The sequence below is a fragment of the Micromonospora sp. NPDC047753 genome (assembly GCF_040642735.1).
GTDB lineage: Bacteria > Actinomycetota > Actinomycetes > Mycobacteriales > Micromonosporaceae > Micromonospora.
The window spans coordinates 1-23,232 of the sequence record NZ_JBEYSL010000041.1 but is presented as its reverse complement, the minus strand read 5'-3'; the positions used below and the strand labels follow the sequence as shown (position 1 = coordinate 23,232).

At 70.9% G+C, this 23,232-nt stretch carries 21 protein-coding genes; 8 read left to right on the top strand and 13 right to left on the bottom strand.

Going from position 1 to position 23,232, the window contains the following annotated elements:
* Positions 1–603 (bottom strand): endo-1,4-beta-xylanase (locus ABZ749_RS05975; RefSeq protein WP_357223263.1); only part of this gene is annotated, 603 nt, incomplete at its 3' end.
* Between the two features lie 339 nt (positions 604–942).
* Entirely contained in the window at positions 943–2,718 is a 1,776-nt protein-coding gene (locus ABZ749_RS05970; RefSeq protein ID WP_357223272.1) for a family 43 glycosylhydrolase, read from the bottom strand.
* A gap of 688 nt (positions 2,719–3,406) precedes the next feature.
* Here ABZ749_RS05970 and ABZ749_RS05965 point away from each other — a divergent pair.
* From ABZ749_RS05965 to ABZ749_RS05955, 3 genes are all read left to right on the top strand, one after another.
* Complete coding sequence (locus tag ABZ749_RS05965) at positions 3,407–5,740, top strand: beta-L-arabinofuranosidase domain-containing protein (protein ID WP_357223260.1); 2,334 nt, start codon at positions 3,407–3,409, stop codon at positions 5,738–5,740.
* Positions 5,741–5,900: 160 nt separating this feature from the next.
* Positions 5,901–6,839: a superoxide dismutase gene (locus ABZ749_RS05960; protein WP_357223257.1), complete on the top strand. Its 939-nt coding sequence runs from the start codon at positions 5,901–5,903 to the stop codon at positions 6,837–6,839.
* A gap of 135 nt (positions 6,840–6,974) precedes the next feature.
* Positions 6,975–7,862, top strand: coding sequence for an endonuclease/exonuclease/phosphatase family protein (locus ABZ749_RS05955; RefSeq protein ID WP_357223254.1), 888 nt, complete (start codon positions 6,975–6,977; stop codon positions 7,860–7,862).
* A 76-nt stretch (positions 7,863–7,938) separates the two neighbouring features.
* Here ABZ749_RS05955 and ABZ749_RS05950 read toward each other — a convergent pair whose 3' ends face one another.
* Positions 7,939–8,823, bottom strand: a complete 885-nt coding sequence (locus tag ABZ749_RS05950) for an MHYT domain-containing protein (RefSeq protein WP_355007968.1) — start codon at positions 8,821–8,823, stop codon at positions 7,939–7,941.
* Between the two features lie 520 nt (positions 8,824–9,343).
* Here ABZ749_RS05950 and ABZ749_RS05945 point away from each other — a divergent pair.
* Genes ABZ749_RS05945 through ABZ749_RS05935 form a run of 3 tightly spaced genes read left to right on the top strand, consistent with a single transcriptional unit; the run spans position 9,344 to position 11,987 of the window.
* Entirely contained in the window at positions 9,344–10,180 is an 837-nt protein-coding gene (locus tag ABZ749_RS05945; RefSeq protein WP_357223250.1) for a CPBP family intramembrane glutamic endopeptidase, read from the top strand.
* Complete coding sequence (locus ABZ749_RS05940) at positions 10,177–11,331, top strand: histidine kinase (RefSeq protein ID WP_357223247.1); 1,155 nt, start codon at positions 10,177–10,179, stop codon at positions 11,329–11,331. The genes ABZ749_RS05945 and ABZ749_RS05940 overlap by 4 nt, the downstream gene beginning before the upstream one ends.
* Positions 11,328–11,987 carry a response regulator transcription factor gene (locus ABZ749_RS05935; RefSeq protein ID WP_357223244.1) on the top strand — a complete coding sequence of 220 codons (660 nt, stop codon included), beginning with the start codon at positions 11,328–11,330 and terminating at the stop codon, positions 11,985–11,987. The genes ABZ749_RS05940 and ABZ749_RS05935 overlap by 4 nt, the downstream gene beginning before the upstream one ends.
* A gap of 100 nt (positions 11,988–12,087) precedes the next feature.
* On the opposite strand, the gene ABZ749_RS05930 is transcribed toward ABZ749_RS05935, so the two are convergent.
* Complete coding sequence (locus ABZ749_RS05930; protein WP_357223241.1) at positions 12,088–14,889, bottom strand: DEAD/DEAH box helicase; 2,802 nt, start codon at positions 14,887–14,889, stop codon at positions 12,088–12,090.
* A gap of 86 nt (positions 14,890–14,975) precedes the next feature.
* Between ABZ749_RS05930 and ABZ749_RS05925 the strand changes: the two genes are divergently transcribed.
* The gene (locus ABZ749_RS05925; RefSeq protein WP_357223238.1) at positions 14,976–15,734 is read left to right on the top strand and encodes an HAD-IA family hydrolase; all 759 of its coding nucleotides are present in this window, start codon (positions 14,976–14,978) and stop codon (positions 15,732–15,734) included.
* Between the two features lie 18 nt (positions 15,735–15,752).
* Here ABZ749_RS05925 and ABZ749_RS05920 read toward each other — a convergent pair whose 3' ends face one another.
* From ABZ749_RS05920 to ABZ749_RS05910, 3 genes are all read right to left on the bottom strand, one after another.
* Complete coding sequence (locus ABZ749_RS05920) at positions 15,753–16,151, bottom strand: PIN domain-containing protein (protein ID WP_357223236.1); 399 nt, start codon at positions 16,149–16,151, stop codon at positions 15,753–15,755.
* Complete coding sequence (locus ABZ749_RS05915; RefSeq protein WP_357223233.1) at positions 16,148–16,411, bottom strand: hypothetical protein; 264 nt, start codon at positions 16,409–16,411, stop codon at positions 16,148–16,150. The genes ABZ749_RS05920 and ABZ749_RS05915 overlap by 4 nt, the downstream gene beginning before the upstream one ends.
* A 211-nt stretch (positions 16,412–16,622) precedes the next feature.
* On the bottom strand, positions 16,623–17,831 hold the full coding sequence (locus tag ABZ749_RS05910) for an MFS transporter (RefSeq protein WP_357223269.1): 1,209 nt from the start codon (positions 17,829–17,831) through the stop codon (positions 16,623–16,625).
* A gap of 340 nt (positions 17,832–18,171) precedes the next feature.
* Here ABZ749_RS05910 and ABZ749_RS05905 point away from each other — a divergent pair, with 340 nt between their 5' ends.
* Complete coding sequence (locus tag ABZ749_RS05905) at positions 18,172–19,089, top strand: EamA family transporter (protein WP_357223231.1); 918 nt, start codon at positions 18,172–18,174, stop codon at positions 19,087–19,089.
* Here the strand turns inward: ABZ749_RS05905 and ABZ749_RS05900 are convergent.
* From ABZ749_RS05900 to ABZ749_RS05875, 6 genes are all read right to left on the bottom strand, one after another.
* A complete protein-coding gene (locus ABZ749_RS05900) occupies positions 19,052–19,924 on the bottom strand; it encodes a diacylglycerol kinase family protein (RefSeq protein ID WP_357223266.1) in 873 nt (290 codons plus the stop codon). The two genes, ABZ749_RS05905 and ABZ749_RS05900, sit on opposite strands and share 38 nt — an antisense overlap.
* A 233-nt stretch (positions 19,925–20,157) precedes the next feature.
* Complete coding sequence (tatC, locus tag ABZ749_RS05895) at positions 20,158–21,108, bottom strand: twin-arginine translocase subunit TatC (RefSeq protein WP_357223228.1); 951 nt, start codon at positions 21,106–21,108, stop codon at positions 20,158–20,160.
* Positions 21,109–21,126: 18 nt separating this feature from the next.
* Positions 21,127–21,441, bottom strand: a complete 315-nt coding sequence (gene tatA / locus ABZ749_RS05890; protein WP_124855346.1) for a Sec-independent protein translocase subunit TatA — start codon at positions 21,439–21,441, stop codon at positions 21,127–21,129.
* Positions 21,442–21,600: 159 nt separating this feature from the next.
* Positions 21,601–21,846: a hypothetical protein gene (locus ABZ749_RS05885; protein WP_357223225.1), complete on the bottom strand. Its 246-nt coding sequence runs from the start codon at positions 21,844–21,846 to the stop codon at positions 21,601–21,603.
* A 10-nt stretch (positions 21,847–21,856) separates the two neighbouring features.
* Positions 21,857–22,906 (bottom strand): YafY family protein, encoded by a 1,050-nt coding sequence (locus ABZ749_RS05880; RefSeq protein ID WP_357223222.1) that lies wholly within the window; start codon positions 22,904–22,906, stop codon positions 21,857–21,859.
* Positions 22,903–23,232, bottom strand: a 330-nt coding sequence (locus tag ABZ749_RS05875) for a WYL domain-containing protein (protein WP_357223219.1), incomplete at its 5' end; no start/stop codon positions are given. The genes ABZ749_RS05875 and ABZ749_RS05880, both read right to left, overlap by 4 nt.

Here is a 23,232-nt window from a genome sequence, read left to right as displayed (position 1 = left end):
GTAACACAACTTCGCACCCGGATCCGCCGCCCGCGCCGCCCGGAACGCCGCCTCGATCCAGTCGTTGCCGGTGCGCTGCAGGTTCGAGTCACGCCGCCCGCCGCTGCCGCCGTCGGCGAACGCCTCGTTCACCACGTCCCAGGCGTAGATCTTCCCGCGGAAGTGCGTCGCCACCTGCGTGACGTGGTTGATCATCGCGCTGCGCAACGCGCTGCCCGACATGCCCTGCGCCCAACCCGGCTCCTGCTGGTGCCACAAGAGCGCGTGACCGCGCACGCTCATGCCGTTGGCCTGCGCGTGACTGACCAGACGATCACCACCGGTGTAGCTGAACCGACCCTGCTGCGGCTCGGTGGCGTCCCACTTCATCTCGTTCTCGGCCACGACACTGTTGAACTCACGGTTCAGGACGGTCGTGTAGACGCTGGTGGAGAGCTTGTTCGTCGCGACGGCCGCGCCGAAGTAACGGCCCTTCTCGGCCGCCGAGGCCCGGAGGGTCGTGCCGGCGCTGGCCGTGGAGGTCAGCGTCATCGCCATGCCGGCGGCGAGGGCGCCGGTAACGGCGATGGTCACCGCCGCTCGCAGGGCTCTTCTGTGATTCATGCGGATTCCTTCTCTGTGGTGGTGCAGCGATGGAGACGCACGCCCGGATCCGCTCCTGCGACATGGGGGATGTCAGCAACGATCGCCGTCGCGGCAGCGGCGCGGGGAGTCCTGACCCGACGTCCGGCATGCCCTGGGCGGACGTCGCGGGTCGAGGTGCCACAGCAGGTTCGCCCGGTGAACCACAGGTGCGGCTGCCCTCAACCATCGACTGTGAGCGATAACATGCCGTTCGTCAAGTCGTAACCAACCGCACCGGGAAACCTGTCGCTCCGTCACCGTGGTGGGCCTGTCGCCGTGCTGCCGGAGCCGCGCCGAGCACGGCCCCGGCAGCGACAGTCACTGGAACGAGGCGTCGTCGACCAGGAGGCTGTCGGTGCCCTCGGCCGTCTCGACGTAGAAGGTGGCGCTGGTCAGCGTGCCGCTCCACGACACTGTCGTGGTGCCGGTGAGCAGGGTCCAGCCGTTGACGTTCACTCCCACCGCCGGCGTCAGCTGGAGGTAGTTCGTCGTGCCGTTCGCGGTCAGCGACAGTGTCGCCTTCGCCGACGGGGTGCCGCCCTGTGCGCGTACCCAGACGTTCGTGGTGTAGCTCCTGCCGTTGGTGAGCTTGGCGGTCACGTCCTGGCCGGGGCCGTTCCAGGCACCGGTCCGGCCGGTGATCGACAGCGACCCGCCGCCACCGTGCGTCACGCTCGTGTTGCGGGAGAGCGTGCCGCTGCCGTGCACTCCCCAGCCCGTCGTGCCGTTCTCCACGTCGCCGTTGGTGAGCAGGTTGGTGACGGTGCCGCCGGTACCGCCGAACTGCCACCAGTTGATGTTGAACAGGTTGCCGCTGCCGCCGGCGAAGCGCAGGTAGAGATCATGGGTGCCGGTCGCTCCGCTGATCGCGCAGGTGGTGGTGCTCCAGGTCTGCCAGCCGCCGGTGCCGCCCACGGTGCAGGTGCCCACTGTCGGGCCGTTGGCGCTGTCGAGGCGTACCTCGATCCGCCCGCCGCTGGTGGCCGACGCGACCCGGGCGCTGAACGAGGTCGCACCCGCGCCGAACGCGACACCCTTGACCTTGATGTGGTCGCCGTTCTCGATCCAGCCGACGTTCATCCCGCCCTCGCTGGACACCTCGGTCTCGATCCCCGAGCCCCAGGCGATCGTCTCGGCCTCCTGCCGCACGTACGGGTTCAGGGTGCCCACCTGCGGCGCCCCCGTGGTGGTCATGTTGATCGTCGGGAACATGCCGCTGCTGGTGTAGGTGAACTTCTCCACCGCTACCGAACGGGTGTAACCGCTACCACCTGGCAACGCCCCGTTGTGATAGAAGAAATACGATCCGCCCTGGAAGTCGATCACACCCGCGTGATTGGTGAAACTGGCTCCCTGCCGCGGCATGATCGTTCCCCGATATGTCCACGGCCCCGTCGGTCCCGTCGCCGTGGAGTACGCGATGAATTCGGAGCAGCATTCCGCCGCGAACACGTTGTAGTACAACCCGTTGCGTTTGAACACCCACGGCCCCTCCTCGTACAGCGTCGGCCGACTCGCATTACCGTTACGGGTACCGAAGCCCGCGGTCGTGAGTGGAATGCGTGTCGCGCTGCCGGAGAACGAAATCATGTCCGGGTTCAACTTCACGTACCACAGACCCGGGTTACCCCAGTACAGATACGCCTGCCCGTCATCGTCGATGAACGCGTGTGGGTCGATTTCGTTGTTGCCGACCAGTGGTCGACCGAGCGCGTCGCGGAACGGTCCGGTCGGGCTGTCGGCCACGCCGACGCCGATGACCATCTGCCCGTTGGAGCGCTGGCGCACCGGCACGTACCAGTAGAACTTTCCGTTACGCGGAACGACCTGCCCGGCCCACGCGTTGGCGTCCGCCCACGCGAACGTCGCCAGATTCATCGGCGAGCCGTGATCGGTCCAGTTCACCATGTCGGCGGACGAGTAGACCCGCCATTCGCGCATGGTGAAGTAGGTGGATCCGTCCTCGTCGTGTCCGGTGTAGAGGTAGACCCGACCGTTGTGCACCATCGGCGCGGGGTCGGCTGTGTAGATGTTCTGGACGATGGGGTTGTCGGCCCTGGCCGTACCCGGGATCAGTGCGAGGAGGCAGGCCATGCTGGCCAGCCAGGCGACGGCGCGCCTGGTCCGGCGAGCGGCCCGGGTTGCGGTTCGATCCTTCACGTTCACGATTACTCCCACAGAGAGTGCGCGGTGCTTGACGGGGGGAGCCACCGCTGTGGCGGCCGCTCGAACGGGCTTGTGATTCGCGCGCTGGGCAGCACGACCGGCGGCCGTGTTAGCGCTAACAGCTATTCGCCAATGCCTCCTTCCCCCTATTTGGCCTGGATTTTCGTGTGGCGCGGGATGACCGTCGTAACCCCATCGCAGCATTGAGGTATCAACGTTGACATCGAAGATTTACGATGCACGGTACTGAGCGACCAGGCGGGCGTCAACGGAGCGGTAGCCATCGACAACGATCACTCACGGTGACGCTCCGATGATCGCGAGCCCGGTGGATGCCCGTTTCGGACCACAACCGCCACCGGACCGGGCGACCCCGGGCAAGGTCGTCGCGGGAATGGGTCGACGAGGTGCTCCGGGGGTTGCGGGCATGTTAACGACGAACTATGTTAGCGATCACATCGATGTGCCGCGATAAGCGCAGGGGTGGGCACCCGGCGTCCACGGCGACCCACGTCCCAACCCACCACACCGCACCCGGCGTCGGCCCCCTTTCGCCGCCGACGACCCACCGCCATCGATGGCGGCCCCGACGTACCCGGCCACCTGGAGGTTCCCCATGCCACCCCTGCCCCTCAGCCGCCGCCACCTGCTTCAGGCCGCCGGAGCCACCGTGGTGGTCTCCGCGACCGGCGTCGCCGTCTCCCCCGCAGGCGCGTCCGCCGCCATCGTGCCCCCGGCCCGGTCCGACATCGGCGTCTCGGCGTACGGATTCGACCCGGGCCAGGTACGACTCAGCGCCGGCCGTTGGATGGACAACCAGACCCGGACGCTGAACTACCTGCGGTTCGTCGACGTCGACCGGATGCTCTACAACTTCCGCGCCAACCACCGGCTGTCCACGAACGGCGCCGCCACCAACGGGGGCTGGGACGCGCCGAACTTCCCGTTCCGGACCCACATGCAGGGTCACTTCCTGAGCGCCTGGGCGTACGCGTACGCGGTGCTGGGCGACACCACCTGCCGCGACAAGGCGAACTACATGGTCGCCGAGCTGGCCAAGTGCCAGGCGAACAACGGTGCCGCCGGGTTCGGCGCGGGTTACCTCTCCGGCTTCCCGGAGTCCGACTTCACCGCGCTGGAGGCACGGACGCTGTCCAACGGCAACGTGCCCTACTACTGCATCCACAAGACCCTCGCCGGTCTCCTCGACGTCTGGCGCTACATCGGCAACACGCAGGCCCGTACGGTGCTGCTGTCCCTCGCCGGCTGGGTCGACACCCGGACGGCCCGGCTGAGCTCCAGCCAGATGCAATCGATGCTGGGCACCGAGTTCGGTGGCATGAACGACGTGCTCGCCGACATCTACCAGCAGACCGGCGACTCCCGGTGGCTCACCACCGCCCAGCGGTTCGACCACGCCGCCGTGTTCAATCCCCTGGCCGCCAACCAGGACCAGCTCAACGGGCTGCACGCCAACACGCAGGTGCCCAAGTGGATCGGCGCCGCCCGGGAGTACAAGGCCACCGGGACCACCCGCTACCGGGACATCGCCAGCAACGCGTGGCGCATCACCGTGGGCGCGCACACCTACGCCATCGGCGGCAACAGCCAGGCGGAGCACTTCCGGGCCCCGAACGCCATCGCCGGCTACCTCAGCAACGACACCTGCGAGCAGTGCAACACGCACAACATGCTCAAACTGACCCGGGAACTGTGGCTGCTCGATCCGAGCCGGGCGGACTACTTCGACTTCTACGAGCGCGCGCTGATCAACCACCTGATCGGCGGACAGAACCCGGCCGACAGCCACGGCCACATCACCTACTTCACCCCGCTGCGGCCGGGTGGTCGTCGGGGCGTGGGCCCGGCGTGGGGTGGCGGCACCTGGAGCACCGACTACAACTCGTTCTGGTGTTGCCAGGGCACCGGCCTGGAAATCAACACGAGGTTGATGGACTCCATCTACTTCTACAACGGGACCACGCTGAGCGTGAACCTGTTCGCGCCGTCGGTGCTGGACTGGACGCAACGCGGCATCACTGTCACCCAGAGCACCAACTTCCCGGTCAGTGACACCAGCACCCTCACCCTGAGCGGCTCGATGAGCGGCTCGTGGAGCATCCGGGTGCGGATCCCGTCCTGGACCAGCGGCGCGACGATCGCCGTCAACGGCACCGTGGAGAACGTGGCCACCACCCCGGGCAGCTACGCCACCGTCACGCGCACCTGGGCCGCCGGCGACACCATCACCGTTCGACTGCCGATGCAGGTCGCCGTCCGGGCCGCCAACGACAACGCCACCATCGGCGCGATCTCGTACGGCCCGGCGGTGCTGGCCGGCAACTACGGCAACACGGCGCTGAGCGCCCCGCCGACCATCACCGTGTCCTCGATCACCCGGACCAGCACCAGCTCACTCGCGTTCACCGCGAGCGCCAACGGGTCCACAGTGAACCTCGGCCCCTTCCACGACGCCCACGGCTTCAACTACACGGTCTACTGGAACACCAGCGGAAGCGGCGGCACCGGCGGCAGCTACCGACTGGTCAACGTCGGCACCGGGCTGGTCCTCGGTATCCAGAACATGTCCACCGCCGACGGTGGTCTGGCGGTGCAGTGGAGCGACAGCGGCACCGCGGACCACAACTGGGTGGTCATCACCGACGGCAACGCCGTCCGGTTCCGCAACGTCAACAGCGGCAAGGTCCTGGGCGTGGAGAACATGTCCACCGCCGACAACGCCCGGGTTCTCCAGTGGGCCGACAACGGCACCGCCGATCACCGGTGGATCCTGGTGGACAACGGCGACGGCACCTACAAGATCCGCAACGTCAACAGCAACAAGCTGCTCGGAATCCTGAACGGGTCGACCGCCTGGGGAGCGCAGGCCGTGCAGGATCCGGACAACGGGAGCGCGGACAACCGGTGGAGGCTGGTCCGCAACGCCTGACCTCCGCCCCGCTCGACGGGCTCACCGGCGCGGTCACCCGAAGGCCGCGCCGGTGACGCCGGGCGGGCGCCCGCCAGCGGTCGTACAGTGGGGAGGGTCCTGGCCCCAGTGAACGTGGCGGACGTGTCGGCTCGTGCCGCTTCCGCCCGGAAGGAGCACAGTGAACCGCCCCCTCCGCACCACGCTTGGCGGCGCGTTGGCCGCCGTCATGCTGGTCACCGTCGCCGTCGCCCCGGCGCAGGCGCACCCCGCAGGGCGCCCGCCGGCCGTTCTCGCCCTCCCCGACGGGTTCCAGCCCGAGGGCATCGCCACCGCCGGCCGGTACGCCTACTTCGGCTCCCGCGCCACCGGTGCCATCCAGCGCGTCGACCTGGTCACCGGCCGGGGCACGACGATCGGCGCGGCCACCGGCACGCCGTCGCTCGGCCTCAAGGTCGACACACGTGGCCGGCTCTTCGTCTCCGGTGGCACGGCTGGCGACGCTCGTGTGCTCGACACCCGCACCGGCGAGGTGCTGGCCCGCTACCAGTTCGCCACCGCCCCGACATTCGTCAACGACGTCGTGCTGACCCGCGACGCGGCATACTTCACCGACTCGAACCGGCCGGTGCTCTACCGGCTGCCGCTCGGTCGCGGTGGCGCGCTGCCGCCCGCCGACGCCTTCACCACGATCACGCTGACCGGCGCGTACGAGCAGGTCGGCACGGGGGTGAACCTCAACGGCATCACCACCACACCCGACGGCCGGGCGCTGATCGTCGTCCAGTCCTCCACCGGAACGTTGTACCGGGTCGACCCGGCGACCGGGGCGAGCACCGTCGTGGACGTGCCGGGCCACACCTTCACCAACGGCGACGGGCTTCTCCTGCTCGGCCGCACCCTCCACGTCGTGCAGAACCGCCTCAACCAGATCGCGGTGGTCCGGCTGAACCACGCCGGCACCGCCGGAGCGCTCACCGGAACCATCACCGATCCGCACTTCGACGTACCCACCACCGTGGCCAAGGCGCTGGGTCGGCTCTACCTGCCCAACGCCCGGTTCACCACACCGCCGACCGCCACCACGCCCTACACGGCGGTCGCGGTCCGCGCCCACTGAGCGACCCGAGGGGGCACCCGCCGCGCGGGTGCCCCCTCGCCCCACCGCTCCTGGGATCTCGATCGTCGTTTCGGCCGCCAGTAGGATCACTGGCACCTCGGCGACGACTGTCGCCTCGCGCACCCCGGAGTCCGTGTGGCCGCCCGTCCGTACCGGTTCCTGCTCCGAACCCTGGCCGTGGGCTGCATCCTCGCCGCCGCCGCACTGCCCGCCAACCCGCAGGCAGCGCCACCGGCCGCACCGCCGGCCGCGCCCACCGGCGTCGCGCAGCCCACGGTCCTGCGGATGTTGCAGATGAACCTCTGCAACAGTGGCCTCGCCGGCTGCTACACCGGCCGCGCGATGGCCAGGGCCACAGAGGTGATCACCGCCGAGGCGCCCGACCTGGTCACCCTCAACGAGATCTGCGCGGGCGACCTGCCGGCCCTGCGCCGGGTGTTCCAAACCGTCCACCCTGGCCAGAGCGTTGTGGCCGCGTTCCAGGCCGCCGGCGACCGCCCGAGCGGCGACGACACCCGCTGCCGCAACGGCCAACGGTTCGGCATCGGGTTACTGGCCCACCTGCGGACGCCGGGCACACCGAGCACCGTGTACGCCGGAACCCACCCCACGCAGGACCTCGCGGACCCCGAGGAACGCGCCTGGCTCTGCGTCGACGTCGACAGGGGCCTGCTCGCCTGCACCACGCACCTGTCGGCCAGCGGCGGCTACCGCGTCGCGCTCGCCCAGTGCGACCACCTGCTCGGCACCATCCTGCCGACGATCAGCCGCGACGCCGGGTACGAACCGACAGTGCTCGGCGGTGACCTCAACCTGCGCGCCGGCACCGACCCCGACGTGCGGTCCTGCATCCCACCTGGCCATCAGCGGGTCGACGATGGCCGACTGCAACACGTCACGGCGACCGCCGACATCACCCTCTGCTGTCGCAGCCAGGTGCCCATGAACGGGACGACCGACCACCCCGGGCTGCTGGTCACCCTCACGATCGACAGCAGCCGTCCCGGCCGGCGGCCGGCCTGATCCGCCTCCGTTCGGGCACCGAGACGGCCGGATCCACGAGGTCGCCAGCAACACGGCGCGGGCCGGCCGCACGGCGTCAGCGCGGCGGCGTGTCCCGGCGGGACGGGAACGGAGTACCGGGCTGGCCGAGGGTGGAGCGGGCGCGCAACCCGACCGGGTCGGGAGCAGGGGTGGGCGCCGGGGCCGGCGGCTCCGAGAGCCGCAGCCCGTTCAGGTACGCGGTGGCGGCCCGGTCGTCATCGGTCGGAGCGGCGAGCAGCGCGTAGAGCAGACCGACCACCCCGAAGATCACCGCCAGCACGATCGGCACCAGCAGGGTGCTCACCCCGGCGCCGGTCACCTCACCCGCCCGCTCGTGGCGGTGCACCGACAGGGCGCTCATGCCGGTGAAGTGCATCCCGTTGACGGCGATCCCCATGACCAGCGCGGAGGCGAAGATCGCCAAGCCCCGCCGGACGGTCATCGCGAGCCACAGCGCGACGGTGGACGCCACCACGGCGATGACCACCGAGAGCACGACCCGGACCGTGTCGTAGCCGAGGGTGCCGTTGAGGCGCATGGCGGCCATGCCGGTGTAGTGCATGGAGGCCACGCCGACGCCGGTGAAGACACCGCCGGCGATCAGTCGTACCGGATTCAGCCGGCCGGTGCCCACGATGGCCAGGCCGATACCGACCGCCACCACGGCGATGACCGTGCTGGCCGCGGTCAGCGGCACGTCGTAACGAATCCGGGTGTTCTCGACGGCGAAGCCGAGCATGGCCATGAAGTGCATCGCCCAGATGGCGGTGCCGCCCAGCGCCCAGGCCGACAGCAGACCCCACCACGCCCGCTGGCCGTTCGTCCGGGCCGTACGGATGCGCCCGGCGCAGACCAGACCGAGGATCGAGCCGAGCACGGACAGCGCGTAACTCAACGCGGGCGTGATCCAACCGTACTCAAAGTGATTGATTTCCGCCACGGCGGCTTTCTCCCCATTCGTTACCGACGCGTCAACAAGACGCCCCGGCAATGATCGGGGGTGCTGTGATCAGGCGCAATAGGCCCCCCGGGCCATTCGAGGGGTGCCGTTTAGGTAACCGTCCGCTGCGTCGATTTACCCGGCGAAAGTTACTGGACGTAACTGCCGCGATGACGTGTGGTACGCGAGAACGCCTCGATTGGCGGCCGCTATAGCCTGTCGAGCTGTCGACCGCAGCTCCGTTGCGGCACCGCCGGAGTCGGCAATCTGACCGAGCAGGTCGACGACCTGGCGGGCCGCGCCGGCCGGCACCGGGCCCGGCGCCGCGCCCCTCACCCAACTCCAGCCGCCGCGCGGCCTCCCGGGTGTGGCGCAGTGCGGGCACGTACCTCGACGGCCCGCTTGTCCCCCGTGCGAGCTACCGCAGGTGCGCTCCGAGCGGTGACGATTTCCGGCAGGCGAAAAAATAGTGTTCGACCCAGGCCGCTGCGCCCGTGCAACGGCCTTGGGAAGGACTCCGATGCGTTTCGTAAAGCAACTCGTGGCCGTCGCGGCGGTCGCTTTCGCCGGCGGCCAGGCCATCGTCGCCGTGCAGGGCAACGACTGGCTCACACTGCCACTCGGCGTGCTGACGTCGGTGCTCGCCATCCTCGTCTACATCTGGGTCGTACGGCGTACCGAACGTCGCGTGGTCACCGAACTCGCGAGGGCCAGAGCCGTCTCGCAGACCGGCCTGGGAACGGTGCTCGGGGTCGGGATGTTCGTGGCCGTACTCGTCAACATCGCGCTCTTCGCCGAGTACCACATCAACGGCTTCGGTTCGGCGACGGGCGCGATGGGGCTGGTCGGGTTCATGGCCGCCGCCGCCGTGACCGAGGAGGTGCTCTTCCGCGGCGTCCTGTTCCGCATCATCGAGGAACGCGCCGGCACCTGGATCGCCCTGCTCCTCACCGGCGTGGCGTTCGGCATGATGCACCTGACCAACCCGGATGCCAGCCTGTGGGGCGCGACCGCGATCACGATCGAGGCCGGGTTCATGCTCGCCGCCGCCTACGCCGCAACCCGCAACCTGTGGCTGCCGATCGGCCTGCACTTCGGCTGGAACATCGCCGCGGGTGGCATCTTCAGCTCCGTGGTTTCGGGCAACGAGCAGTCGAAGGGCCTGCTGGAGACTGCGATGTCGGGCCCGGCGCTGCTCACCGGGGGTAACTTCGGCCCCGAGGCGAGCGTGTTCGCGGTCACGGCGGGCGTGCTGACGACCGCGGGATTCATGTGGATGGCTCACCGGCGCGGCACCATCGTCCCGCGTCGCCGCAGCACGGCCGCCGCCCCGGCGACGGTTACAGTCACCGCGTGATCGACCGTCGGACGTTCCTGGACCGGTGGCGGCAGCACGCCGTCACGGTCCGGGATCTCCCGGTGGCACTGCTGCTCGCCGCCGCGTCGGTGGTACCGGCGTTGCAGGACCGCGGGACGCAGCTCGGCGACCTGCCGGCGCGTCCCTTCGACGCGCTGGCCACCGTGGCGATCCTCCTCCAGTGCCTGCCACTGGCCGTCCGTCGACGCTGGCCGGCGCTCTGCCTCACCCTGGTGTCCCTCGGCTTCGCGCTCGACCAGCTCCGGGCCTACCACACGGTGGCGGGTGCCGGGCTTGCCATCGCGCTGGTGAGCGCGGCTGCCCACCTCGACCAGCACCGGCGTACCGCGGTGGTCCTGGCCTCCGCCGCGTACGTGTCGCTGGCTGTCGCCCTGCATCGGCAAGGCTCGACCGAGGGCTTGCTCGGGTTCGGCACGTTCTATCTGATGCTGGCCTTCGCGTGGGGCATCGGGGTGTGGCTACGGCAGTCCCGGGCAGCCGAGGCGGAACGCCGTCGACACGTCGCCCTGGCCGCCCGCAACGCCGAACGCACCCGCATCGCCAGCGAACTCCACGACGTGGTGACCCACCACGTGACGGCGATGGTCGTGCAGGCGGAGGCGGCGCGTTACCTGACCGCCGCCCCCGAGCGCCTCGACACGACCCTGACCGCCATCACCGACACCGGCCGACGGGCCATCACCGACCTGCGGCATCTGCTCGACCTGCTCAACCCCGACCACGCCACCGATCCTCGTACGCCGGCCGTCGGCGACCTGCGCGCCCTCGTCGAGCAGACCCGCCGGGCCGGGCAGCCTGTGGAGTTCACCGAGGAGGGCAGCCCCGCGGGGGTGACCGGCGGCGGCGAGGTCGTCGCCTACCGGGTCGTGCAGGAGGCGCTGACGAACGCCCTCAAGCACGCCCACGGCAGCCGCACCATCGTCCACGTACGGCACGGCGAAAGGGACACCTCGGTGAACGTCAGCACCGACGGATCGGGCTCGCCCGCCGCGACGCCCGGTGGGAGCGGGCGCGGCCTCGCGGGGCTACGCGAACGGGTCCACGTGCTCGGTGGCGAGTTCAGCGCGGAACGGCAGGCGGGCGGCGGTTTCGTCGTGCAGGCCCGCATCCCCACCGGGAGCCCGTCGTGACCGCGTCTATCCGGGTGCTTGTCTGCGACGACCAGGAGCTGATCCGCACCGGCTTCGCCACGATCATCGACGCCCAGCCCGACATCGACGTGGTGGGCGAGTGCGGCAACGGGCGCGACGCTGTCGACCTCGCCCGCCGGCTGCGCCCGGACGTGGTCGTCATGGACGTACGGATGCCGATCCTCGACGGCATCGGGGCGACCCGGCTGCTGGCCGGCCCCGGGGTCACCGAGCCCGTCAAGGTGCTCGTGGTGACGACGTTCAACCTCGACGAGTACGTGTACGAGGCGCTGCGCGCCGGGGCGAGCGGTTTCCTGCTCAAGGACGCCCCACCGGCCCAACTGCTGCATGGCATCCGCACTGTCGCGTCCGGTGCCGCGCTGCTGGCGCCCGAGGTGACCCGGCAGCTCGTGGGCAGGTACGCCGAGCGGATCCGCCCGGCCGGGGGCACAGTGGACGACGTCGGCCTGACTCCGCGTGAGCTGGAGGTGTTGCGCCTCGTCGCAACCGGCCTGTCCAACGGCGAGATCGCCGCCCGGCTGGTGATCAGCCAGGAGACCGTGAAGACCCACGTGTCACGGATCCTCACCAAGCTCGACCTGCGCGACCGGGTGCAGGCGGTCGTCTACGCCTACCGGACGGGCCTGGTGAGCTGACTGTCGACGTCAGCGGGGCGGGTTGTCCCGGCGTGGGCGCGGCGAGCAGGGCGTCGATCCGCTGCGTCGATCAGCCGACGGTCTTCACTGGGAGTAATAATCAGACCGAGGTGTGGTAGGCCAGAACACCCCGGTTGACCGCTGCGATCGCCTGCCGGGCGGTGGACCGCAGCTCCGGCGAAGCGCCGCCGGAGTCGGCAAGCTGACCGAGCAGATCGACGACCTGGCGGGCCCACCGGACGAAGTCACCGGCGGGCATCTCACCATCGATCTCGTGACCGCTGCCGAGCACCTTCGCCAGCGCCTCCCCCCGGGCCCACCGGTAGACGGGCCAGGCGAAACCGAGATCCGGCTCCCGGGTCGCCGTCAGACCTCGCGCCGCCTCGTCGGCCTCGATCTCCCCCCACAGCTTCAGCGTCTCGTCCACCGCGTCGGCCACCGGCCCACGCGGCAGCGACGCCCTCTCGTCGACATCGCGGCGCGCCTCGAACACCACCACTGACACCGCGGCGGCCAGCTCGGTCGGGGACAGCCCGTTCCACACCCCCCGGCGCAGGCACTCGGCGACCAGCAGGTCCGCCTCGGTCCAGATCCGGCCCAGCATCCGACCGGCGTCGGTGACCGCGCCGTCGCGGGCGAGGTAGCCACGCTCGGTCAGCAGCGCCACGATCCGGTCGAACGTTCGCGCGAGGGACCCGGTACGACCACTGACGCGCTCGCGCAGCTCCTCGGTGTCGCGCTCCAGCCGACGACGCCGCTCCGCCCAGCGGGCGTGGTCCTCGCGCTCCGGGCAGGCGTGGCAGGGGTGGTGACGCAGCTCGCTGCGGAGCTGGGTGATCTGGTGGTCCTCGCCGGTCGCCTGCCGGGAACGGCCCCCGCGCCGGCCCGCGTGCCGATCCAGGCCGGTGCCGCTGACCTCGGCGGCGAGATCCCGCCGGGCGCCCGGGGACCGGTGGTTGAAGTGTTTGGGCACCCGGATCCGGGCCAACACCTCGGCCGGGGTGGTGAAGTCGCCGGGGCTGACCCGCCCGGCCCAACGGTCCTGGGTGAGCACCAACGGACGGGGCTCACCGAACCCACCGGTCGCCGGGTCCAACACCACGGCCAGCCCAGCCCGCCGGCCCGACGGCACCCGGATCACGTCGCCGATCCGCAGCCGCTCCAGCGAGGCCACCGCGGCGGCCTTGCGCTGGGTCTGCCCCTGCCGGGCGATCGCCTTCTCCCGATCGGCGATCGCCACCCGCAGCGCGAAGTACTCGTCGAAGTCGCCGTGGTGGCAGGCGGCCTCCGCGCCGTACGCCTCGATGGTCTCGGTGTTGCGCTGCACCTGCCGGGCCAGGCCGACCACCGACCGGTCCGCCTGGAACTGGGCGAACGAGGACTCCAGCAGCGCCCGGGCCGGCTCCGCGCCGACCGTGCCGACCAGGTTCACCGCCATGTTGTACGACGGCCGGAAGCTGGAGCGCAGCGGATAGGTGCGGGTGGACGCGAGCCCGGCCACGTGCCGTGGGTCGGTCTCCGGGGACCACACCACGACGGCGTGCCCCTCCACATCGATGCCTCGGCGGCCGGCACGCCCGGTGAGCTGGGTGTACTCCCCCGGGGTCAGGTCGACGTGCGCCTCGCCGTTGTACTTGACCAGCCGTTCCAGCACCACGCAGCGGGCCGGCATGTTGATGCCCAACGCCAGCGTCTCGGTGGCGAAGACCGCCTTGACCAGGCCGCGGACGAACAGCTCCTCGACGACCTCCTTGAACACCGGCAGCATGCCGGCGTGGTGGGCGGCCAGGCCGCGTTCCAGGCCGTCGAGCCACTCCCAGTAGCCCAGGACCGACAGGTCCTCGCCGGGAATGGCCGTGACGCGGGACTCGACGACCCGGCGGATCTCGGCCCGTTCCTCCGCCGAGGTGAGCCGCAGCCCGGCGGCGAGGCACTGCTGCACGGCGGCGGCGCAACCGGCCCGGCTGAAGATGAACAAGATCGCCGGTAGCAGGCCCTCCCGGTCCAGCCGGTCGACGATGTCCGGGCGCAACGGGCCACGCCAACGCGGGCCACGCCGGCCGGCACCGGGCCCGGCGCTGCGCCCCTCACCCAGCTCCAGCCGCCGCGCGGTCTCCCGGGTGTAGCGCAGCAGCTCCGGGTGCACGTCGTGCTTGCGGGCGGCGTCGGCGTCGTGGAACAGGTCGAACATCCGCTTGCCGACCAGCATGTGCTGCCACAACGGCACCGGCCGGTGCTCACTGACCACCACGGCGGTCTCGCCGCGCACGGTGACCAGCCAGTCGGCGAACTCCTCGGCGTTGGAGACCGTCGCCGACAACGAGACCAGGGTGACCGAAGCGGGCAGGTGAATGATCACCTCTTCCCAGACCCCACCGCGGAACCGGTCAGCCAGGTAGTGCACCTCGTCCATCACCACGTACGCGAGGCCCTGGAGGGTGCTGGAGCCCGCGTAGAGCATGTTGCGCAGCACCTCGGTGGTCATCACCACCACCGGCGCGTCGCCGTTGATCGCGTTGTCGCCGGTCAGCAGGCCGACCTGCTCGGCGCCGTACCGGGCGACCATGTCGTGGTACTTCTGGTTGGACAACGCCTTGATCGGGGTGGTGTAGAAACACTTGCGTCGCGGCGGTGGGGTCGTCGCGTCGACGGCGGGCGCCGGGTCATCGGGCCGACCCCGCAACGCCAGGTGGACGGCGAACTCCCCGACCACCGTCTTACCGGCGCCGGTGGGAGCGCAGACCAGCACACCGCTGCCCCGCTCCAGCGACTGGCACGCCTCCCGCTGGAAGTCGTCGAGGTCGAACCCCAACTCGAGGGCGAACTCGTCCAGCGCCGGAAACTGTGCGGCTTGTGCGGCCTTGCGGCGCGCCGCTGCGTACCGCTCGGCGGGGCTCGACATGGCACCAAGATTAGTGCGTGCCGCGTCATGTCACCCCACAAGGCCGTCCGGAGGCGCGGTCGGGGGCGGTCGGTAGGGTGCACGGCGTGCCGGACCATGCCGAACCGCCCCAGACCAGTCCGCCGGGCACCACCGAGCGCCGGGCGTCCCGACGCCCTGTCAAGGCGGTGCTCTTCGACTTCCACGGCACCCTGGCCCAGGTGGAGGACCCCCAGCGGTGGGTGTCGGAGGCCGCGGCGGCGTGCGGCGTCACACTGGACCGCGTCCGCGCCACCTCGCTGGCCGACCGACTGCTCACCGCCGGTCGCGCCGGCGGGCCACTGCCGGCACGGGTGCCGCCCCGACTCGCCGAACTGTGGGCCGACCGGGACCTCTACCAACACGCCCACCGGGGCGCGTACACCGGCCTGGCCGAGACCGTCGACGCCGGCATCGACGGCTTCGCCGACGCGCTCTACGAGCGGCTGCTGACCACCGAGGGCTGGCTGCCGTACGCCGACACCGCCCCCACGCTGACCGCGTTACGCGACGCCGGGGTGCCGGTGGCGGTGGTCAGCAACATCGGCTTCGACCTGCGGCCACACTTCGACGCCTGGGGGCTGACCGACCTGGTCGGCGCGTTCGTGCTCTCGTACGAGGTGGGGCGCTGCAAACCCGACCCGGCGATCTTCTGGCGTGCCTGCGGCATGCTGGGCGTCGACCCGGAGCAGACCCTGATGGTCGGTGACACCCCGGCGGACGCGGGCGCGGTGGCCGCCGGCTGCTCGGCGCTGGTGCTCCCGGCAGCCGAGCCGGGCCGGGAGAACGGGCTGGGCGCGGTGCTCGACCTCGCACTGCCCGGCTGACCGACGGTGTGTGTGCCGTCAGTCGGGAATGTGAATCACCGGTAGCTGGCCATCGCCGTACCGGGCCTCCCCGGTGAGGATCGAAGCGTCGTGTTCGAGGACGGCCAGCGCCGTGGTGGCCAGATCGGCACGGCCCGTCACAGTGCGCCAGAAGCTGAGTTCTTGCCAGGAGTGCCCCTCGGTCGGGAGCACCGCGCAGGCGTCCAAATTCAGCAGCCGGTGCAGAGTCGCCCGTTCCTTCGGGTCGTTGACGATTGCCAGGGCCTCCGCCGCGGTCACGGCGGTGACGCCGAACCTGTTGCGGTCCTGGATGACCTCGTGCAGCGGCTCCCCGACATGCACCGACCCCGCCAGGTACGCCAGCAGTGCCGACCGGTCCAGCACGAGCCGGACCGGGCGGTCGTCCTCGGGGCTCACGCGGCCGGTTGTTCGGTCGTCGCGGCGGCGGTATCCAGCGCGTGCTGGCGGGCCCGCTCACGAAGGGCGCTGCGGCGCTCCGGCGACCAGTCGGCCTCCACGGCCGCCCGGCGGGCGCGAGCCTCGGCCACACCCTGCTCGGTGATCGGGATGCCCTGGTGGGCCAGCTCCGCGTCCAGGGCGTCCAGCCGCATCCGGTCGCGGACAGCCTGGGTGATGTAGGCGCTGGCGTTGGACTCCCGCTCCAGGCGCTCAGCCACGTCCGGCGGCACAGAGATCGATAGTTTCCGCATCGCACCCGTCATACCAGGCACCGTACGCCGGTAGCACCGTGTCGGCGAACACCACCGCCGTGTCGGCTCTGCGGGTGGCCCGCGCACGACCAGCGCGGTCAGAGCTACGGAGCGCCACCCCCGACGCCCCGGCGCCGAGCGGCGAGACGCCGCCAGTCGGAACCGGGGGCCAGGGCGGTCAGACGGCTCCTGCCTCCCGCATGGGACGCCAGGCGAGGACGGTGATCGTCACCATCACGGCGGCGGCGATCCAGAACGGCGTGGTGATCTCCCAGACGCTGGCGAACACGCCACCGAGGAGCGACCCCAGCGCCGCACCGCCGAGATCCAGCAACGCGAACACGCTGCCGACTCGGCCTCGTAGGAGTGGCGGAACGACCCGCTGCCGGGCCGATGTGACGACGATGCCCCACACCATGGCGTGGATGCTGAAGATGACCAGGACGACAGCGGCGATCCATGGTGTCGTCGTGATCGCGAGGGACACGTGCGTGACAATCTCGATGACCAGGCCGGCACGCAACACCGTGGAGCCGCCGAGCGCTCGGGTGATTCTCGCGGCGACTGTCGTGCCGACCAGGCCGCCGACCGCGAAGGCGGTCAGCAGGAAGCCGTAGCCGACGCCAGACACACCCAGACGCTCCCGGCAGTAGAGCACGAACACGGCGAACGCGGCACCGAACGCGATGTTGCTCAGGCCCATGCTGAGGGCGAGGACCCGCAGCAGGCGGTGTCGCCACAACCACTGCAGACCGGCCGCGACCTCGGCACGCAGCGATGTCCGCTGCCGGGGTTCCGCGGGGACCGGACCTTTCCGGATACCGGCCATCAGCGCCGCGGAGATCGCGAAGGTCAACGCGTCGAATCCGAACGGTACGGCGGCTGAGATGACGAACAACCACGCGCCGAGCGGTTTGGCTACGAACTGGTTGCCGATGGTGAAACTCGCGTAGAGCCGGGCGTTGGCGCTGGCCAGTTCATCGGGGTCGACCACCGCCGGGAGCAGAGCACCCGTGGCGGTGTCCGCAAGGGTTTCTCCGACACCCAGGAGGAAGAGCACGACGTAGATAATGATCACGGTGACGGTCTCGGTCGCGATGGCAGCCGCCAACCCCGACAGCGCTGCGGCGCGTATCAGGTTGACGACCACGACCATGCGGCGCTTGTCGAGTCGGTCGACGTAGGCGCCACTGATCAGGGCGAACAGCAACCAGGGCAGTTGCTGCGCGAAGACGGCTCCGGCGATGAAGGCCGGTTCGTCGGTGACGGAGGCGACCAGTAACGGGCCGGCGGCCATCGTGACGCCATCGCCGACGTTGGACACTGCGGCGGCGGTCCACAATTTGGTGAAGTCCGCGCCCAGACGCGCGGAAACAAGGGCACGCAAAATAGCTCCTCGAGCCAGGGAAGGAAACGGTCGTCGTGGGACCGCTCCGCGGCGAGGAGCACCAACCACCGGCGGGAGTCCGGTGGTGCCCGATCAGTACCGGGCAGGCTCTCGCGGCGAGGCGGAGACCGTGACCAGGTCGAGGCGCATTCCAGCTCCCAACTGTGGATCAATAGCGTTCCGGGCAGGATAGCGGGCCATCGAGACTCTCGTATCCCCCACAACGGCCCGGCAAGGCCTAGCGACAGATCCGATCTCTCGCCCACGAGGCGAATGACAGGGTTCTCGTTTCGGCAGGTGCACACCGCCGAGAGGTAGCCGCGGCTGAGCGCCTACCGTCGTGCCCGTGACCGAGATCCTGCTGCCCACGACGGCACCGGCAGAAACGCCACCAGCCCGGGGCGGTGGCGTCGTCGCGGTGGGGCTGGTGCTCGGTGGGGCGCTGTCGGTGCAGTTCGGCGCCGCCGTGGCCGCGCTGCTCTTCCCGCGTACCGGGGTGGCCGGTGCGGTGACCCTGCGGCTGACCATCGCGGCGGTACTGCTGCTCGTCGTGTGCCGGCCCCGCCTGCGCGGACACGACCGGTCGGCCTGGCTGGCGGCCGGCGCGTTCGGGCTGGCGCTGGCCGGCATGAACTCGCTGTTCTACCAGGCCATCGAACGCATCCCGCTCGGCCCGGCGGTGACGCTCGAGGTGCTCGGCCCCCTCGCGCTGTCGGTGTTCTCCACCCGCCGACTGGCCAGCTGGGGCTGGGCGGGGCTCGCGCTGGCCGGGGTGGCGCTGCTCGGGCAGGGCGGCTTCGACAGGCTGAACCCGGTCGGGGTGGCCTTCGCGTTCGGCGCGGGCGCCATGTGGGCCGCGTACATCGTGCTGAGCGCCCGGGTCGGCGGCCGCTTTCCCGGCGCGGACGGGCTGGCCCTGGCGCTGACCGTCGCCGCGCTGGTCACCCTGCCGCTGGGCATCGTCGACGGCGGCGCGGTACTGCTCGACCCGCAGGTGCTGGCCCTCGGCGCCGCTCTCGCCGTGCTCGCCTCCGGGCTGCCCTACACCCTGGAGCTGATGGCGCTGCGGCGGATGCCCACCGCCACCTTCGCCGTGCTGATGAGCCTCGGCCCGGCCGTCGCCACCCTCGCCGGCTGGCTGGTGCTGCGGCAGGAGTTGACAGTGCTGGAGTGCACCGCCATCGTGCTGGTGATCGCCGCCAGCATCGGCGCGGTACGGGTCAACGCAGCAGTCGCACGGCGCCCGGAACCGCGCTGATCGTCACCGGCAGCTCCAGGGAGCGTTCCCCGTCGGCGTACGACGTGATGCCCTCGGCCGCCAACTCCACGGTGCGGGCCCGGAAGCTGCGCACCAGCGGATGACTGATGTGGGTGCCCTGGTAGATGCGCGGCTTCACCCGGATCAGGGTGCGCCGGTTGACCCGACCCGCCACCACCACGTCGAGCAGCCCGTCGGTCGGGTCCGCGTCGGGGCAGATCCGCATGCCACCGCCGTACGTGGGGCAGTTGCCCACCGCCACGAGCACCGCGTCCAGGTCGTGCGGCACCCCGTCGAGGCGCAGCGTGTAGCGGCGTGGGCGCAGCCGGGCCAGCTCGACCAGGATCGCCAGGTCGTATCGGCGCGGGCCGCGGGGCCAGCGCATCCGGTTGGCCCGCTCGTTGACGATCGCGTCGAACCCGGCCGCGAGGACCGCCCCGTACCAGCGCTCGACGCCGTCGACTCCCACCATCCGGGCCAGGTCGAACGGTTGACTGCGGCCGTCGCGTACCGCCTCGGCGATCACCGCCGCCGCAGCGAGAGGGTCGGCCGGAAAGCCGGTGTCCAGGGCGAAGTCGTTGCCGGTGCCGGCCGGGATCGGGCCGAACGGCACGTCGGTCCCGGCGACCGCCTGCAACGCCCGGTGCACCGTGCCGTCGCCACCGACCGCCACCAGCGCACCCGCGCCGTCCCCGACCGCCTGACGGCATGCCGCCTCCGCCTCGCCCGGGCTGGACGCCGACAACAAGCGAAGCGGCCGACCCGCGTCGGCCAGCCCGTCCAACAACCGGGGCAGCAGTGCGCTGTACCGTCCCCGACCGGCGGACGGGTTCATGAGCACGGCCACCGGCCCACCGGCGAGCGGGGCGCGGTCGACGGGTTCGCCGGCGACCGGGCCGGGCAGGTGGTCGTCTGCGGTCACGGGCAGCACCGTACCGGTCGGACACCCGCCGTTCACCAGGGGCAGGTGCCGTCACCAACAGTTCCGCCGCGGGCGCGGGAGGTGACGCGACGACGCCGCCCCCGAGACACGGGGACGGCGTCGGTGGACCGGTCGGCGCGAAGCCGTCAGGTCATGTCGTCGTAGCGGCGTTCGATCGGCGCCGGTTTGGCGATCGGCTCAGGTTCGCCGATCGGCGCTGCCGAGTCGACCCGCTGCCCGGCCACGACCGGGTCCGCGTCGAACTCCAACGGCGACACCTCGTCGTCGTCGATGCCGGCGTAGATCTCCTTGCCGCGCCCACGCCGCTTGTCGTTGAGGAAGGCGACGCCCACCGCACCGAAGTAGAGAGCGGAAAGGCAGATCGCCAGGGCCGTCATCCCGAACGGGTCCGGCGTCGGGGTGACCACGGCGGAGAACGCGAAGAACACGAAGATCGCCACGCGCCACCAGCTGAGCAACCGCTTCGCGCTGGCGATGCCCACGAAGTTGAGCATCAGCACGACGAGCGGGAACTCGAAGGCCACGCCGAACAACAGGATCAGGTTGGTGACGAAGGAGATGTACTTGGTGATCTCCAAGGTCGTGCTGATCTCGCTGTCCGAGATGCTGAGCAGGAACTCCAGGCCCTTGGCCGTGACGAAGTACGCCAGCACCGCACCGGCCGCGAACAGCGGCGCGGCGAGGGCGGTGAAGAAGTACGCGTAGCGCCGCTCGTGCCGGTGCAGGCCCGGCGCGATGAACGCCCAGAGCTGGTACAGCCAGATCGGCGCGGCCACGATCAACCCGACCCAGAGCGCGACCTTCAGGTTGAGCAGGAACAGGTCGGCCGGGCCGAGCTGCACGAACTCGCACTTGCCGTCGACATATCGGGCCTGCGGCAGGTCACAGTAGGGCTGCTGGAGCAGGTGCAGCACCGGCTTGGCCAACCAGAAACCGAAGCCGAACCCGATGAGGATCGCCACGGACGCGCGGAACAGACGGTTGCGCAGCTCACGAACGTGCTCGATGAGCGTCATCGAGCCGTCGGCGGCCCGTTCGAACGGGCTCGGGCCGCGTTTACGCAGTGCGAAGGCCACGGGAGTGGGGCCCTTCGGTCAGTTGTCGCGGACGCGGTGCACCGGGTCGACGACCGGCTGCTGCGGCGGGGCCTGCTGGTACGGGGCCTGCTGCGGCTGGCCAGCGTACGGCGCCTGCTGCCCGGCGTGCGGCGGCAGCGGCTGGTAGCCGGCCTGCGCGTCGGCCTTCTCGGCGAGGTCGCGGTCGTCATCCTGCAGGCTCTTGGTCTCGGCCTTGATGATCCGCAGCGACCGACCCAGCGAACGGGCCGCGTCGGGGAGCCGCTTCGCACCGAAGAGCAGGATCAGCACAACCACGAGAACAGCGATGTGCCACGGCTTGAGGGCACCCATGAGAAGCTCCAGTCGCTCTGTGTCCGGGGGGTGGTACGCAGCCCATCGTACGTGCGGATCGGCTGCCCGCCACCCGCTGGGTGGTGGTGGTCTGGGCGGGAGGGTGAAGTCTTGACCAACCCGCGATGATCCGTCAACCATCGCCGGGCGCGTACCCGATCAGCCGCGCTTGGCCTTGATCACGGCGAGTCGCTGGGACGTGGTGTCGAGCCGGCGTTGGACGTCCTCGGCACGCTGTTGCAGCGACTCGGCGGTGTCCCGCAGCGCCTCGGCCTCGGCGGCGCGCCGCTGCAACGCCACGGCGGCGCGGCGCAGCCGGGGCAACCGGGACAGCACCGGGCGCACGGCCAACGCGAGCACCACGAGGGGTAGCAGCACCACCGCGAGCACGATCCAGATCAGCACAGCGGTCAGCCTACTGGGTGCGGCCGGCCACCGCCGGGTCACCCGACGGCGCGCGCTCCGGGTCGACCTCGGGCAGCCGGGGCACGGCCGCGGGCACGGCGTACGCGTCCAGCGCGGCGGCCGCCGTCGCCCGCACCTGCTCGGCCAACTCCACCGGGGCGACCACTGTCACCTCCGGGCCGAGGCCCAGCACGAAACGGCGGGCCCACCCCAGGTCGGTGACCCGCAGGGAGACGAGCCACTGGTCGCCGTCGCCGGCCTCCACCCGCTCGCACGGGTAGTACTCGGTGATCCACCGTTCGCCCCGACCGATGCGCAGGGTGATCAACGGTAGGTCGGCCGAGGGGCGGAACACGCCCTCGGTGAGGTCGTGCGGGACGGCCTGCGGCGGCACCGTGGCCGGCTCGTCCAGCTCGGTGACCGCGTCGATCCGGTCCGCGCGGAACAGCCGGACGGCCTCCGCGCGCCGACACCACGCCTCCACGTACGCCCGCCCGCCGACCATCAGCATCCGCAGCGGGTCGATGACCCGCTCGGTGGTCTCGTCCCGGGCGGCCGTGTAGTAGGTGATCCGCAGGGCCCTGCCGCCCTCCACGGCGGCGCGCAGCGCCTCGACCCGCGGGGCGTCCCCGGGCAACCGGACCGCCACCGGCGCGCCCACCAGGTCGCCCGCGGCCTCGATCTTGGCGAGGGCCCGTTCGACGGCCTCCCGGTTGGCCACCCCGGGCGTCTCGGCCAGCATGCGCAGGGCCACCACGAGGGCCAGGGCCTCGTCGGGGGTCAGTCGTAACGGCCGGTCGATGCCGGCGTCGTAGGTGATGGTCACCCGGTCACCGTCGAACGCCATGTCGATCAGGTCACCGGGGCCGTACCCGGGGAGCCCGCACACCCAGAGCAGCTCCAGATCCTCCCGGAGCTGGCGCTCGGTGACGCCCAGGTCACCGGCCGCCTCGGCGATCTCGATGCCGGGCCGGGCCAGCAGGTAGGGCACCAGGTTGAGCAGTCGGGCCAGGCGGTCGGCGGACGCGCGGGAGCCGTTGCGGGCGGCCGGGCGGGTCACCGGGCACCCCCGCCGACGGCCAGCTCGTCGTGGCGCACGGCGATCTCCTTGAGTCGTTGGATGACCGCCTCGCGGACCTCCGGTGGGTCGATGACCCGCACGTCCGGGCCGTAGCCGACGAGATGACCGGCCAGCCCGTCGGGTTCGGCGTACGGCAGGACCAGCCAGTCGCCGTCCGGCCCGGCGGTCACCTCCACCGCCCAACGGCGCAGCCCGGCGGCCCGCCCGGGCGCGGCCAGCACGGTGGCCCGACCGGTGCGCTGGTCGCGGAGGTGGGCAGGGCGATGCGGGGCACCTGCGGCCAGCGTTCGTGCAGCATCGAGAGC

What these genes read in the sequence shown, in the direction of transcription:
- ABZ749_RS05970 (WP_357223272.1), bottom strand. Translation starts at nt 2,718, where the DNA reads ATGGCCTGCCTCCTCGCACTGATCCCGGGTACGGCCAGGGCCGACAAC.
- ABZ749_RS05965 (WP_357223260.1), top strand. Translation starts at nt 3,407, where the DNA reads ATGCCACCCCTGCCCCTCAGCCGCCGCCACCTGCTTCAGGCCGCCGGA.
- ABZ749_RS05945 (WP_357223250.1), top strand. Translation starts at nt 9,344, where the DNA reads ATGCGTTTCGTAAAGCAACTCGTGGCCGTCGCGGCGGTCGCTTTCGCC.
- ABZ749_RS05930 (WP_357223241.1), bottom strand. Translation starts at nt 14,889, where the DNA reads ATGTCGAGCCCCGCCGAGCGGTACGCAGCGGCGCGCCGCAAGGCCGCA.
- ABZ749_RS05900 (WP_357223266.1), bottom strand. Translation starts at nt 19,924, where the DNA reads ATGAACCCGTCCGCCGGTCGGGGACGGTACAGCGCACTGCTGCCCCGG.
- tatA (WP_124855346.1), bottom strand. Translation starts at nt 21,441, where the DNA reads ATGGGTGCCCTCAAGCCGTGGCACATCGCTGTTCTCGTGGTTGTGCTG.